Genomic DNA, 13224 nt, shown 5'->3' on the forward strand with positions numbered 1-13224 from the left:
GGGTCTCGGTTTTACTGCACCACGAAGGCGGTAAACAACACATTGGTGATGTGTTGCGGCGGCTGGCTGCTGGCCAGGGGTTTGTTCAATGCCTTGAGGATTTCAGCGGCAAGCTTGTTCTTGTCGTCCGCGGTGATCAGCGAACTCGGATCGCGGTTCGACAACAGACTGAGAATCCGGCTGCGCGTTTCCGGCAGATATTGGACAATCTGCGCCTGGGTTTTGGCGTCCGCCACTTTCAAGGTCAGGCCGATATGCAGGAAACGATCGCGGTCGTCCGCTTGCAGATTGACGGTGAACGGATCGAGCGCAACAAAGATCGGTGTCTCGGGGACCGGCGCCGCGACGGTCTTGGCGCTGGCCTTCTGGCTGGTGAAATAATAAGCAGCTCCCGCCGCAGCCAGGGCCGCGGTGAGGATGATCAAGATCAGTCCAAGCTTGCTTTTCTTGGGTGTTGCCACTGCGTCGTTAGTGATGGTTGCCATGATTTTTCCTGCATCAAATTCCAGCGTCCATTCTTTGCCAAAAGGGCGTCGAACCATCGGCTGATATAAAGGGAGAAAGCGCTTCAGATCCTGCATTTGTTGCGCCCGGAAATTCGGTTTTTTTTCTGTTAGGCAAAAATGTCAACTTTGCCATTGCCATTCCTGCTTGCTACAGCCGGGCTAGGTTCGGCCTTGGCGCTCAGATCGCTTATCGCTGCAGCAGCTTGAAACTGACTGCCCGAACCTCTGTTGCCGCTCTGGTTCTGGGCAAACGCGCTTTGCTGCTGCGATTGCTGGGTGTCAGAGCTGACCGAAGTGTTGCCCAGGTTGATGCCGTTTTCGGCCAGGCTGTTGCGCAACTGCGGCAGCGCCGCTTCCAACGCCGAGCGTACTGATTGGTGGGCAGATACAAACGTGGCTTGGGCCTGGTTGTCATTGATCGTCAGCGTGACTTTCAAGGGGCCCAGGTCGGGCGGGTTGAGGTGCAGTTCAGCGCTCTGGTTGTTGGTATTACCCATCCAGACCACTTGTTTGCCGAGCGCTGTGCCCCAGCCGTCGCTGCCTACCGTGGGAGTCAGCGCTAACTTTACGGCGGCGGCCGGCAGCGGCGCAGTGGTTGCGGAGGCCGCGGCAGGGCCGTGCGCTAGCGCTGGGTTCATCTGCGTGCTTATCTGGGTGTCCATCTGCAGATTTTGCTGGCCGGAGTTAGCTGCGCCAGCTTTGGCCGTGGCGATCTCATTGGAGCCGCTATTGGCGTTGGCCGCGGCGTCTGTCTGCCCGGCGCCGACCTTGGCAGTGGCTAGGCTATCTTGCCGTCCCGCTTTTTCCAATTTTTCATGCTTGCCGGCGTGGGCGTCGTCAGATGTGGCCTGCTGTCCGGCGGCGTTGCCTGCGCTTGTCCCGCTAATCTGTTGTTGCGGGCCAGGTGTCAGCGCGGTGTACTCGCCGCTGCCGGCATCGTTGCTCGTTGCCGCGCTTTGCCTGGATGGTGCTGCGCTGGCTTGGCTTGCCAATTGCGTCATCGGCGGCAAAGTCGCTGCTGCGGGACTGTTGCTTTTTTCAGAGGCCTGCGCGGCTGGTGCAGCGGCGGCAGCGAGTGCAGTGGCTGCAGTGGTTTTGCCGGTTGCAGCGGCAATCGCCGCGTTGAGCTGGCTCTCTGCGGCGGATTGCGGCGGCGTGTCGCTGCCGGATTGGGGATTGGCTTCGGCCGTTTTTGCGGCGACTTGCGGCAAGGCCAGGAAATTTAAAGCCGGGTTTAAAGCCGATGAGGCGCTCGGATCTTGCTGCAGATCGCTATCATTACCGGCGCCTGCCTGCCGCCGCGACGGCGCCCGGTCAACCGGTTTGACGCTGTCGGCGGCGGCATCTGCGGCTGCGGCCGGCTTGTCGGCGCCGGCCAGCGAACGATTCAGGACCTTACCGAAATTATCGGCGTCGGCGGGTTGCGGATTCGCCTGCTTGCCGGCGCTGCTGACTGACGGCGTGGCTTGCAGGGCGGCGCTGCTGGATGAAACAAGTAGAGACATGAGAGTTCCTCGATTGATTATTCTGCCGCTGCGGTCATGCGCAGCCGGAACTGGCGCGCCGCGTGTTCGTCGCTGGCGTGTTGTTCGCGCTTGTTGAGTAGTTGCGCCTGCTGTTGCTTGACGCGCTCGGCCAGCGTGTCGAATGAACTCAGGCGGCGCTTGTTTTGCTGCCAGTCGCTGCGGCCGTAAGCCAGCCGTGAATCGGCTTGGATAGTGACCGCGCGTTGCTGCTCGATCGCGTGATCCAGGGTGGCGATGAAATGCTGGAAATTGCGCCAGCGTGAAGAGGAGACGCCGTCCTGCATCTGCGATTGCAGCTGGTCGTAGTATTCCTGGCGATAGCGGATCAGCATCTCCAGTTTTTCCGCGGCGCTGACCTGGGCCCGCTGCAACTGCCCCAGGCGGCGGGTGGCGTCGTCGGTCTTGTTTTGAGCCAGTTCAATCAACATGGCGAGTGGTAATGTTTTTGACATGATTTCCTCTCAAACTCTGATCGCTGCGCGGGGCCGTGATGACGGCTTATCTTGGTATTAACGGCAGTTCCTGCAAAAAAATGCAGATGACTTTTGTCATGCTTGATGAAACTCTCAATAATCCGCTTGAAACAACTGCTCCAGTTGCGTGATCGCTTCTATATAGTCAGCGCGCTCGCTCATTCCCTGCTGCAAAAACGCTTCGATTTTCGGATACAGGGCAATCGCCTTGTCCAGTTGCAAATCATGTCCGGCGGCGTAAGCGCCGACACTGATCAAGTCACGGTTGCGCTGATAACGCGACAGCATTTGCTTGAAGCGCCGCACCGCATCGAACTGCGCCGGTTCGATCAGCGAGGTCATGGCGCGGCTGATCGAGGCTTCGATGTCGATCGCCGGGTAGTGGCCGGATTCGGCCAGGCTGCGCGACAGCACCACGTGGCCATCCAGGATGGCGCGGGCGGCGTCGGCAATCGGGTCTTGCTGATCGTCGCCCTCGGTCAGCACGGTATAGAAGGCGGTAATCGCGCCGCCTTTACCCGAAGCGTCACGGGCGCCGTTGCCGGCGCGTTCCACCAGCGCTGGCAGCTTGGCGAAGACCGAAGGCGGATAACCTTTGGTGGCCGGCGGTTCGCCCACCGCCAGCGCGATTTCACGCTGCGCCATGGCGTAGCGGGTGAGTGAATCCATGATCAGCAAGACATCCTTGCCCTGGTCGCGGAAATATTCGGCCAGCGAGGTGGCGTAGGCGGCGCCCTGCAAACGTAGCAGCGGCGAGGTATCGGCCGGCGCGGCGACCACTACCGCGCGCGCCAGACCCTCCACGCCTAGCGTATTTTCAATGAAATCCTTGACCTCGCGGCCGCGTTCGCCGATCAGGCCGACGATGATCACTTCGGCGCTGGTGTAGCGCGCCATCATGCCGAGCAATACGCTTTTACCGACGCCGGAACCGGCAAACAATCCCATGCGCTGGCCACGGCCGACCGTGAGCAGGGCGTTGATGGCGCGCACGCCGACATCCAGCACGCTGTCGATAGGGGCCCGCGCCAGCGGGTTGATGGGCGCTGCCGAGAGCGGCACTTCACGGCTGAAATCCAAGGGGCCGAGGCCATCCAGCGGCCGGCCGGCGGCGTCGACCACGCGTCCTAGCATGCCTGCGCCTGCCGGCAGGCGCTTGCTGCCGGGCTCGGCTGGCGGATTGCCGTTGGCCGACGAAGCCGTAGCTTCTAGCGGGTAGACGCGAGCGCCCGGCAACAAGCCGGCGACTTCGGTCTGCGGCATCAGGAACAGGCGATCGCCGGCAAACCCGACTACTTCGGCTTCGGTGGTGCGCTGCGCATATCCCGGCGGCAGTTCGATCAGGCAATCGCTGCCCACCGGCAGCCGCAAGCCGACTGCCTCCAGCACCAGGCCGACGGCGCGCGTCAGGCGGCCATAGGTGCGGATCGGAATGCTGCGGCCTACGCTCAGGCTGGCGTTGCCCAGCCTGTTGCGCCAGGCTTGCAGATGGGGATTGTTGGCCGGCATCTCTGTGGCAATCGAGGAATGATCAGTCATGGGATGGCGCGGCGATACTGGCCTGGCTGCGGCCAAGCGCCGCCACTACGCGTTGCCAGCGGGTTTCCATGGTGGCGTCGAGCTCGCCGCTGCTGGCTTGCACCCGGCAGCCGCCGCGTGTGATAGCGGGATCGCTGCGCAGCAGCCAGCCGGCGGCTTGCAGATCTTCCGCCAGATATTGCTGCACCAGCGGCATGTCGTCGGCGTGCAGCAGCAAGCGCGGCGTGCCGCTCAATGCCGGTTCGGTCTGCAACAGCTCGCGGACTGCGGCCAGGATCAGTTGCGGCTCTAGCGCCAAGGCCTGGCGCACTACCTGGCGCGCAATATCCAGCGCCAGTGTCAGCAAATCGTCGGCCACTTCTTTTTCCGCCTGGCGCAAGGCGTCAGGCATGGCCATGCACAATGCGCGCAGGCTCTCAGCTTCGTTGCGCGCATTCTCCAGGCCGGCGTTATAACCTTCCTGCCAGCCTTCGGCATGGCCCTGCTGGCGGCCCTCGCTGGCGCCGGCTTGCTGTGCTTGCTGGCGCAGGCGCTGCAATTCTGCTTCGTCTATCAGCAGTTTTGGCGCCAGTTCCGCCAGCATCGGCTCGGCCGGGAGCGATGTCGCTGACGACTTCGCATCGCCAGGATCAACCGGCAATTGCGGGTCTGGCCGCTGTACATCCGTCATCTCCCAACGCTGCCAGGCAGTCATCTGCTGTTTTGGCAGATTGGCGGCAGGCGGCGTTGTGCGCCGTGGCGGTAACCGACGCTGAACTTGATCCAGATCAGACATAAGCATCGTTGCCTTGGCCGCCGATCACGATCTCGCCGGAATCCGCCAGGCGGCGTACGATCTGCAGGATAGTCTTTTGCTCGGTCTCGACTTGCGAAACTCTGACCGGGCCGCGCACTTCCAGATCTTCGCGCAGCATTTCGGCAGCGCGTTGCGACATATTGCGCAGGAATTTCTCGCGCAACTCCGGCGCTGCTCCCTTGAGGGCGATGATCAGCGATTCCGATTCGACTTCCTTGAGCAACAGCTGGATGCCGCGATCTTCGATTTCCAGCAGATTCTCGAACAGGAACATCTCGTCGATAATCCGTTGCGCCAGATCGCCGTCGTGTTCGCGTACGTGCTGGATGACGATTTCTTCCTGCGTGCTGCTCATCAGGTTGAGGATTTCCGCCGCAGCTCTGACACCGCCCAGGCGGCTGCGCTTGACACCCTGTCCGGACAACAGGCCGGACAACACATCGGTCAGTTCGCTGAGCGCGGCCGGCTGCACGCCGCCGAAGGTGGCAACCCGCAGGATGACGTCGTGCCGCAAACGTTCGGTGAACAGTTCCAGCACTTCGGAGGCCTTGCTGCGATCCAGATGCACCAGCAGGGTGGCGATGATCTGTGGGTGTTCGTCGCGGATCAGCTCGGCCACTTCGTTGGCTTCCAGCCAGTTCAGGGTATCGATGCCGTTGGTGGAGTTGTTGCCGGATTCGAGGATGTCTTCGATCAGGCTGGCGGCGCGATCGCTGCCTAGCGCCTTGTTCAGCACCGCCCGGATATAGCTGCTGGAATCCAGGTTGAGCGCCGAGAACTGCTCGGTTTCAAGACGGAACTCTTCCATCACTTCGGCAATCTGTTCGCGTGTCACCTGGCGCAGCTTGGACATCGCCATGCCGAGCTTCTGCACGTCCTGCGGGCTTAGGTGCTGGAACACGGCGGCAGCACCGTCTTCACCCAGCGACATCAGCAGGATCGCGCTTTTTCTGATTCCGTCGTCACTCATTGTTGCCCATCCAGTTCTTGATTACCATGGCCACCAGGCGCGGATCTTTCTCGGCCAGGTCCTGTGCGTGCTGCATATTGTCCTGATGGCGGTCAGCCTCGCGTTGCCTTGCTTCTTCATTGCGCTTGACTTGCTCGGGCGACGGTTCACTCATTGCGTTGGCAATTGCCGCCGCTGCTTCCGCTTCTGCCGCTGTGGCAGTTTGCGGCCCTTGCAAATGTTTGCGCAGCAGCGGCCGCACCAGGCCGAACCACAGCCACAGGCCGACTATCGCGAGCAACAGATACTTGCCTGCGGTTTTGGCCAACTCGATATTGTCAGGCTGGCGCCACACCGGCAACTCAGGTTCCGGCGCATCGCCGGCAAACTGGCTGTTCACCACATTCAGCGAATCGCCACGCTCGGCGCTGTAGCCCATTGCCTGCTTGACCAGGTTTTTCACTTGTTCCAGTTCGGCCGCCGGCAGTGCTTGCGCCACTGCCTTGCCCTGGGCGTTGGCGGCGCCGCGGTAGTTCACCACTACCGCCACCGACAATCGTTTGATGGCGCCGGCGCTCTGCTGTACATGGCTGATCGTTTTATCCACTTCATAGTTGGTGGTGACGTCGCGCCGTACGTTGCTGGAGCCGCCGCTGCGGGGTGCATTGTTCGCGGCATTGGCCTGATTGTTTTGCGCGTTGGCCCCTCCTGGCTGATTTGGTGCAGTAGTGCTGATCGGTGCAGTCGGATTGCTCGGCGGCTGATTCGACAAGGCTCCCGGTACGCCGCCCGGCGGGGTCGCTCCTTGTTGATTGGCGTCGCTCGACTGCTGGCTGCGGATGGCGGCCTTGGTCGGGTCTTGGTTCGGCGTGTATTTTTCGTCGGTCTGCTCGACCGTCGAGAAATCGATATCTGCCGCGACTTGCGCCCGTACATTGCTGGCGCCGACTATCGGTTGCAAAATTGCTTCGATGCGGCGGATATAGCTTTGTTCGATTTCCTGGGAATATTTAAGCTGGCTCGCATCCAGGCCGCGATTGCCGGTGGCTGGCGTCGACAGCAGATTGCCGCTTTGATCGACTATCGTGACATTCTTGGCGTTCAGTTCCGGCACGCTGCTCGATACCAGGTGAGCGATGGCGCTGACCTGGCCGTCATCGATGGCGCGCCCGTGATGCAAGGTGAGCACTACCGATGCGCTGGGCTTTTGCTGGTCGCGCACGAACAGCGAAGGTTTGGGCAGCGCCAGATGGACGCGCGCCGCTTCGACTGCTGAAATCGATTCTATCGAACGCGCCAGTTCACCTTCCAGTGCGCGCTGGTAGTTGACTTGTTCGGCAAACTGGCTGACGCCGAATTTCTGGTTGTCCATCAATTCAAAACCGACCGAGCCGCCCTTGGGCAAGCCTTGCGAGGCCAGCCGCAAGCGCGCTTCATGGACCTGCTCGGCAGCCACCAGCACCGCGCCGCCGCCTTCGGCGAACTTGTAGGGGATATTCATCTGCTGCAGCGAGGCGATGATGGCGCCGCCGTCGCGATCCGACAGGTTGCTGTACAAGACACGATAGTCGGGGGCCCGGCTCCACAACCAGAAAGCGGCGAGCGCCGCCACCGCGAGCGAGGCGCCGATCATCAGCGGCAGCTTTGGATTGGCGCGCAACTGTTCCAGCAACGACGGTTTCTTGTCGCCAGGGAGGCTGGCGCCGGTGACGGCAGCATTCATGCCGGTACCTCGGATGAGGACTGGCTGTAACGGCTACTGGTGTTGGCTATGCGCTTCTGTGTATCTGACATACAGCAGGCTTCCTTAGAATGGGGTAACAGTTGTCAACAAAGGTAAGTCGCCTAAGCCAAGACAGCCTGTGTCGACGCTAATGATTGTCAACGGCGAGCCGGTATTTCGATCGCTCGAATAGCTGTGTTTTTTCCCATCATTTGCCGCTATGCAAAAAAATCATTGCTGTTACGCTGCTTGGCAATAGCTGATCGCCAGGAGCAGAAGGCGCATAGAGCAGATTTAAGGAGCAGATTTAGGGAACAGGTCATGTGCGCCGGGTTCAAGGGTGGTCATGAGAATTCAGAAACACCAGGCAAGAGAGGATGAAATATGGCGATATCTGCGATTGAATCGGTTTTGCAGCAATTAACGGCGACGGCGCAAATTGCCGGCGGCGGTGGCAGCATAGGCAGCGCAGGCAATGCTATCGCCGGCGGCGGTTTCGCCGACGAGATGAAAAGGTCGCTGGAACGTATCAGCAACAGCCAGCAGCATGCAGCCGGGCAGGCCGAGGCATTCGAACTGGGCAAGCCTGGGGTCTCGCTGAATGATGTGATGATCGATTTGCAAAAAGCCAATGTCGGCTTTCAGATGGGGCTGCAGGTGCGTAACAAGGTGGTTGCGGCCTATCAGGAAATCATGAATATGCCAGCTTGAGAGTCAGTTTTGGATCAAGCATGTTTAGATCAGGGCGCTAGTTATCTGCTGCAGAATGCGGCCGATATCGAAAGTATCTTGCGCGAGCTGGAGCGTCAGAACAGCCCAATGACCATGCGCCTGGCGGTTGGCGGCGAAGCTGTCGCTACCCGTCTGGTGGCGGTGGCGCTGGCGCACGACATCTTTATCCATGCCGGCGACGCTGACGGCAGCGGGGCGCATTACCTGCCTGGCGACTTATTATGTTTTGACGGTGCGCTGGATGGCGCCGGGGTGCGCTTCGTGACCAGCGTTGCGCGAATCAGCATGAGTCCGTGGCCGACCGCGTTGGCGGCGGCGCTGCCGACTTGCGTTGCGTTTTTTCCGCATCGGAAATTCATTCGCATCGGCATGCAGCCGGCTGAAGCATGCGTGGTGCGCGCCAAACGCCGCGACGGCAACGATTTTGTGCTCGATGTCCACGATCTGAGCGCGCGCGGCATCGGTTTGCGCTCGACCTATGTCTCCTTGCAAGCGCTGCCGGTGGGTACGGTATTGCCGGCGGCGGTGCTCGATTTCCGCTCTTCCGGCAGGTTGCTGGTGGATTTACGGGTGGTGTTTAGCCGCATCGTGCAGGGGCCGGATGGTCTGGTCAACCATTTCGGTTGTTATTACGTCGACCTGGATCAGGCCAGACAGAGCCTTGGCGGTTTATTGAACACCTGAGGCGGCGCCTCGCTTTATTTTTGATGATCGGCCCTAAATGTTTTCCGGGCAATTGCCGATAACCTGAATAACGGTGGCTTGCTTGTCCTGGTAGTTGTTTTTGCCCGGGAGCGAGTCCAGCGTTACGGCGGCTTGCCGGAACCCATAAACTTTAGCAACAGGAGTTATGCCATGTCTGTCATCAATACCAATATTCTGTCACTGGTAGCCCAAAACAACCTCACCAAATCGGCAGCTTCGCTGAGCTCGGCGATTCAACGCCTGTCTTCCGGCATGCGTATCAACAGCGCTAAGGATGACGCTGCTGGCCAGGCTATTGCGAACCGCTTCACAGCCAACATCACCGGCCTGACACAAGCATCGCGTAACGCCAACGACGGTATCTCGCTGGCGCAAACCACTGAAGGCGCGCTGACTGAAGTCAACAACAACTTGCAACGTATCCGTGAATTGTCGGTACAAGCAGCCAGCGGCACTAACTCTTCCAGCGATCTGCAATCGATCCAGGATGAAGTTGGCCAGCGCCTGAAGGAAATCGACCGTATTTCCTCGCAAACTGACTTCAACGGCGTCAAAGTTTTGGCAACTAACCAGACTCTGAATATTCAAGTCGGCGCCAACGACGGCCAGACTATCGGCATCGGTTTGCAAAAAATCGATTCGACTGCGCTGAAACTGAACACGTTGAACCTGGCTGGTCCTACCGGCGCGACAGCGACGTTGACACCTACCGGCAAGGACAACACCGGCGCCGCAACCGCCGTCACTGCAGGCGGCTTCACTGCTGTCAACCGCGATCCGGCAGCAGGTTTCACTGCAGCTGTCACCGATCTGGTTACTGACGCACGCGGCAATACCTACGTCAAGAACGGCGCCAACTTCTACGCTGCTACCGTGACTGTAGCGGACGCGACTCAAGGCGGGACTGCAGCTGCTCCTACTGCGACAGTGACCTATGACTCGTCGAAAGCGTTGACAGCCGCCAGCAGCAGCCCGTTGACAGCAATGGACAGCGCCTTGTCGCAAGTCGACAGCCTGCGCAGCTCGCTGGGTGCCGTGCAAAACCGTTTTGCTTCGACCATCGCCAACCTGGGCACTACAGTGACCAATCTGTCGTCCTCGCGTTCCGGCATTCAAGATGCAGACTACGCGACTGAAGTGTCGAACATGACACGCTCGCAGATTCTGCAACAAGCTGGTACTTCGGTGCTGGCGAAGGCGAACCAATCGACACAAAGCGTTTTGACATTGCTGCAATAAGCGTCAATCAACGTTGAGTGACTCCGCAAACACAGCTTATGCAGCTTAATGCGTTGGCTGAGATTTGCGGGAATCGTGGGCTGGCCGGTGTTGCAACATACCGTGCGGCCGGCCCACTCTTGCAACAGGCTTGTTTCAATAGCTTTGTCCAGTCAGTTTTGCCCAACTTTGCCGGAGCAGAACTGAGCGGACAAGGAAATGATAGAAGAGGGCGTTATGGCTATCGATGGGATTTCTGCAATCAACGCGCCGGCAGTTGAGGCTTCAGTTGGTCTGAACATTGCTGCCGGTGGCGATAAACAAGTTGCGGGCCAGACCACCGCCGCCGATGGCGCTGTCAGGCATGCAGGCGTGGCGGCGTTGGGCGATAAGCTTGCCGCCGTGCCTGAGCGCTCGCAGATCCAAAGCCAGATCGATGCGCTGAATCGTCAGTTGCAGCTTAAGGCGGTTAGCGTGCAATTCCAGATAGACCCCGGTTATAAAGATGTGATTTTAAAAGTCGTGGATCAACAGGATGGCAAAGTGGTCTTGCAAATCCCTAGCGAGGAAGTGGTGCGGATTGCCAAGGTCATGGGCCAGCTCAAAGGTGTGCTGCTGGAAAAAACTGCATAAAACCGCGTGAAGACCGCGTGAAGACCGCGCGCAGATCGTGTAAGCACTGACAACGCAATTTAGTAAAAAGGAAATGAGATGGCTCTAGTGACTTCCCTGGGTTCCGCATCCGGACTGCCTCTGAACACTTTGCTCAGCAGCATCACCGTCGCCGAAAATGCGCCGCTGAATGCGTTGACCAATCAGCAGACTGCCTATAACGCTAAATTATCTGCCTACGGCACCGTGCAAAGCGCCTTGAGCGCCTTGCAGGCTGCGGCTGCACAGCTGAGCAGCCCGACCCTGTTTCAAAGCATCGCGCCGACCTCAAGCGCACCCGCCGTGTTAACCGCCACTGCCAGCACCACCGCCACCAGCGGCTCGTATCTGATCAATGTCAGCCAGCTGGCGCAAGCGCAATCGCTGGCCACGCCGGGTGTTGCCAACGCGGCTTCGACCATAGGTTCCGGTACCGTCACGCTGCAATTCGGCACGGTCGCAGGCGGCACGCTGGATCCCGTCACCGGTAAATATAGCGGCGCCACTTTTACCGCGGACAGCACCCGTGCAGCAACTTCGATCACGATCAATTCCAGCAATAATTCGATGGCGGGGATTCGCGATGCAATCAATGCCAACAAGGCGATGGGCGTTACCGCAACGATCGTCAACGACGGCAGCAGCAGCCCTAACCGCCTGGTGCTGACTTCAAATACGACCGGCGCTACATCCAGCATGCAAATTTCAGTCAGCGGCGACGCAGCTTTGTCGAACCTGCTGGCGAACGACCCGGCCGGGACGCAAAACCTGCAGCAGACCGTGGCAGCAAAGAATGCGCAGTTGACGGTGAACGGGATCGGCGTCACCAGCGCCAGCAATACCGTCAAGGAAGCGGTGCAAGGCGTGACCATGACGCTGCTCAGCACCAGCAGCAGCACGCTGTCATTGCAAAACAATACCGCCAGCGTACAAGCTGCGATTACTAATTTTGTCTCCGCTTATAACAGCTTGCAATCTCAGACTGCGCAGTTGACCGCCTTTAGTGCAGATGCGGCAAGCCATACCTATCAGCAAGCGCCGCTGGCCGGCGATGCGACCTTGCGCAACATCCAGATGCGGATCCGCGACACCATGAATACGCCGCAGCCGGCCCTGGTCGGCGGTACCGGCGCGCCGTTGACCATGCTGGCGCAGATCGGTGTGACGTTCCAGGCAGACGGCACCATGGCGGTCGATTCGACAAAATTGACAGCAGCGCTGAGCACTAATCTGAGCGGCGTGCAAAACCTGTTCACCAGCACCAACGGCACTACCGGCTTCGGTTCGACCATGTCGACCTTGCTGACCGGTTTCACGGCAAGCAACGGGCCGTTGAAGACGGCGGTCAGCGGTTTGAACAGTTCCTTGAAAACGCTAGCGACGCAGATGACCAGCACGCAGTCGATGATCAGCACCACGATTGCGCGCTATACCAAGCAATTTACCGATCTCGATTCGTTGATCGCCGGCATGAACCAGACCAGTAATTATCTTACCCAGCAATTCGCGGCAATCAACGGTACTTCCAAATAAGGCGGGGTTACATGTACACATCATCTGCAGCCGTGCCGGTGCGCAATCCAGGCGCTCGCGCCTATGCCCGGGTCGGTATCGAGAGCGCGGTCATGAGCGCTTCGCCGCAGCAGCTGTTGACCATGTTGTTCGATGGCGCCAAGGCGGCCATCAGCATGGCGCGGCATCACATGGCAAGCGGCGATATCGTTGCCAAAGGCAACGCCATTTCGAAAGCGGTCAGCATCATCGACAGCGGCCTCAAGGCCAGCCTGGATGCCGAGGCAGGGGGCAGCGCCGGCGCCGAGCTGGCGGCTAACTTGTCGGCGCTCTACGACTACATCAATCAGCGCTTGTTGTATGCCAATCTGCACAACGATCCCGGCATGCTGGACGAAGCTGAGCGTTTGCTGGAAAACATTGCTTCCGCCTGGCGCGAAATCAATGCCGCGCCAACAAATCCAGCGCCAGCCAGCCTGGCTGGCGGCGATCTTTCGATAAGGGGATGAGATGAGCACGCCCCAACATGAAGTGATGGACTGTTACGAAAAAATCGCACCATTGACTGGCCGCATGCTGGAACTGGCGCGCGCCGGCGACTGGGACGGCCTGGTGCTGTTGGGACAGCAGTTTCAAACTTGCGTCGAACGTTTGAAAGGGATCGAATTGGCGCATCCCCTGGAGCCGTCGCAACTAGTGCGCAAGCATAGCTTGCTGAGCCGGATCCTGGCCGCCGACGCGGAAATCCGCGACATCGTGACGCCAGAGCTGGCGCAATTGAGCAGCTTGCTAGGAAATATGCATCGCCAGCAGCATCTCAATCATGCTTACGGTCAGTAACAGCGGCAGTAACAGCGGCAGTAACAGCGGCAGTAGCGGCGGCAGTAACGCTGG

14 protein-coding genes are annotated in these 13224 nt (G+C 59.5%); 7 read left to right on the forward strand and 7 right to left on the reverse strand.

What is annotated here, in order from left to right; genetic code table 11:
* Window positions 1-11: 11 nt before the first annotated feature.
* The 7 genes from fliL to fliF form a co-directional block, all read right to left on the reverse strand.
* Window positions 12-485 carry a flagellar basal body-associated protein FliL gene (gene fliL, locus VNZ60_RS23125; protein WP_325663415.1) on the reverse strand — a complete coding sequence of 158 codons (474 nt, stop codon included), beginning with the start codon at window positions 483-485 and terminating at the stop codon, window positions 12-14.
* 128 nt (window positions 486-613) lie between these two features.
* Window positions 614-2011, reverse strand: a complete 1398-nt coding sequence (locus tag VNZ60_RS23130; RefSeq protein WP_325663417.1) for a flagellar hook-length control protein FliK — start codon at window positions 2009-2011, stop codon at window positions 614-616.
* 17 nt (window positions 2012-2028) lie between these two features.
* Window positions 2029-2484 (reverse strand): flagellar export protein FliJ, encoded by a 456-nt coding sequence (gene fliJ, locus VNZ60_RS23135; protein WP_325663419.1) that lies wholly within the window; start codon window positions 2482-2484, stop codon window positions 2029-2031.
* A gap of 114 nt (window positions 2485-2598) precedes the next feature.
* Window positions 2599-4044: a flagellar protein export ATPase FliI gene (gene fliI, locus VNZ60_RS23140; RefSeq protein WP_325663421.1), complete on the reverse strand. Its 1446-nt coding sequence runs from the start codon at window positions 4042-4044 to the stop codon at window positions 2599-2601.
* Window positions 4037-4819 carry a flagellar assembly protein FliH gene (gene fliH, locus VNZ60_RS23145; RefSeq protein WP_325663423.1) on the reverse strand — a complete coding sequence of 261 codons (783 nt, stop codon included), beginning with the start codon at window positions 4817-4819 and terminating at the stop codon, window positions 4037-4039. Before fliH ends, fliI begins: the two co-directional genes overlap by 8 nt.
* On the reverse strand, window positions 4812-5810 hold the full coding sequence (gene fliG, locus VNZ60_RS23150) for a flagellar motor switch protein FliG (protein ID WP_325663425.1): 999 nt from the start codon (window positions 5808-5810) through the stop codon (window positions 4812-4814). The genes fliH and fliG overlap by 8 nt, the downstream gene beginning before the upstream one ends.
* Window positions 5803-7512: a flagellar basal-body MS-ring/collar protein FliF gene (gene fliF / locus VNZ60_RS23155; protein ID WP_325663427.1), complete on the reverse strand. Its 1710-nt coding sequence runs from the start codon at window positions 7510-7512 to the stop codon at window positions 5803-5805. The genes fliG and fliF overlap by 8 nt, the downstream gene beginning before the upstream one ends.
* A gap of 384 nt (window positions 7513-7896) precedes the next feature.
* Here fliF and fliE point away from each other — a divergent pair, with 384 nt between their 5' ends.
* The 7 genes from fliE to VNZ60_RS23190 all read left to right on the forward strand — a co-directional run bounded on the left by fliE (window position 7897) and on the right by VNZ60_RS23190 (window position 13170).
* Window positions 7897-8223, forward strand: a complete 327-nt coding sequence (gene fliE / locus VNZ60_RS23160) for a flagellar hook-basal body complex protein FliE (RefSeq protein ID WP_325663429.1) — start codon at window positions 7897-7899, stop codon at window positions 8221-8223.
* Between the two features lie 9 nt (window positions 8224-8232).
* Window positions 8233-8928 (forward strand): flagellar regulator YcgR PilZN domain-containing protein, encoded by a 696-nt coding sequence (locus VNZ60_RS23165; RefSeq protein WP_325663430.1) that lies wholly within the window; start codon window positions 8233-8235, stop codon window positions 8926-8928.
* A 171-nt stretch (window positions 8929-9099) separates the two neighbouring features.
* A complete protein-coding gene (locus VNZ60_RS23170; RefSeq protein ID WP_325663431.1) occupies window positions 9100-10188 on the forward strand; it encodes a FliC/FljB family flagellin in 1089 nt (362 codons plus the stop codon).
* Between the two features lie 216 nt (window positions 10189-10404).
* Window positions 10405-10800 carry a flagellar protein FlaG gene (locus VNZ60_RS23175; protein ID WP_325663434.1) on the forward strand — a complete coding sequence of 132 codons (396 nt, stop codon included), beginning with the start codon at window positions 10405-10407 and terminating at the stop codon, window positions 10798-10800.
* A 78-nt stretch (window positions 10801-10878) separates the two neighbouring features.
* A complete protein-coding gene (fliD, locus tag VNZ60_RS23180; protein WP_325663436.1) occupies window positions 10879-12351 on the forward strand; it encodes a flagellar filament capping protein FliD in 1473 nt (490 codons plus the stop codon).
* A gap of 11 nt (window positions 12352-12362) precedes the next feature.
* A complete protein-coding gene (gene fliS, locus VNZ60_RS23185; RefSeq protein ID WP_325663438.1) occupies window positions 12363-12839 on the forward strand; it encodes a flagellar export chaperone FliS in 477 nt (158 codons plus the stop codon).
* 1 nt (window position 12840) lies between these two features.
* A complete protein-coding gene (locus VNZ60_RS23190; RefSeq protein ID WP_325663440.1) occupies window positions 12841-13170 on the forward strand; it encodes a flagellar protein FliT in 330 nt (109 codons plus the stop codon).
* Window positions 13171-13224: the final 54 nt, after the last annotated feature.

The sequence above is a fragment of the Collimonas sp. genome, assembly GCF_035566375.1.
GTDB lineage: Bacteria > Pseudomonadota > Gammaproteobacteria > Burkholderiales > Burkholderiaceae_D > Collimonas.

Coding starts and splice junctions, on each gene's coding strand:
- fliL (WP_325663415.1), bottom strand. CDS start 485: ATGGCAACCATCACTAACGACGCAGTGGCAACACCCAAGAAAAGCAAG.
- VNZ60_RS23130 (WP_325663417.1), bottom strand. CDS start 2,011: ATGTCTCTACTTGTTTCATCCAGCAGCGCCGCCCTGCAAGCCACGCCG.
- fliJ (WP_325663419.1), bottom strand. CDS start 2,484: ATGTCAAAAACATTACCACTCGCCATGTTGATTGAACTGGCTCAAAAC.
- fliI (WP_325663421.1), bottom strand. CDS start 4,044: ATGACTGATCATTCCTCGATTGCCACAGAGATGCCGGCCAACAATCCC.
- fliH (WP_325663423.1), bottom strand. CDS start 4,819: ATGTCTGATCTGGATCAAGTTCAGCGTCGGTTACCGCCACGGCGCACA.
- fliG (WP_325663425.1), bottom strand. CDS start 5,810: ATGAGTGACGACGGAATCAGAAAAAGCGCGATCCTGCTGATGTCGCTG.
- fliF (WP_325663427.1), bottom strand. CDS start 7,512: ATGAATGCTGCCGTCACCGGCGCCAGCCTCCCTGGCGACAAGAAACCG.
- fliE (WP_325663429.1), top strand. CDS start 7,897: ATGGCGATATCTGCGATTGAATCGGTTTTGCAGCAATTAACGGCGACG.
- VNZ60_RS23170 (WP_325663431.1), top strand. CDS start 9,100: ATGTCTGTCATCAATACCAATATTCTGTCACTGGTAGCCCAAAACAAC.
- VNZ60_RS23175 (WP_325663434.1), top strand. CDS start 10,405: ATGGCTATCGATGGGATTTCTGCAATCAACGCGCCGGCAGTTGAGGCT.
- fliD (WP_325663436.1), top strand. CDS start 10,879: ATGGCTCTAGTGACTTCCCTGGGTTCCGCATCCGGACTGCCTCTGAAC.
- fliS (WP_325663438.1), top strand. CDS start 12,363: ATGTACACATCATCTGCAGCCGTGCCGGTGCGCAATCCAGGCGCTCGC.
- VNZ60_RS23190 (WP_325663440.1), top strand. CDS start 12,841: ATGAGCACGCCCCAACATGAAGTGATGGACTGTTACGAAAAAATCGCA.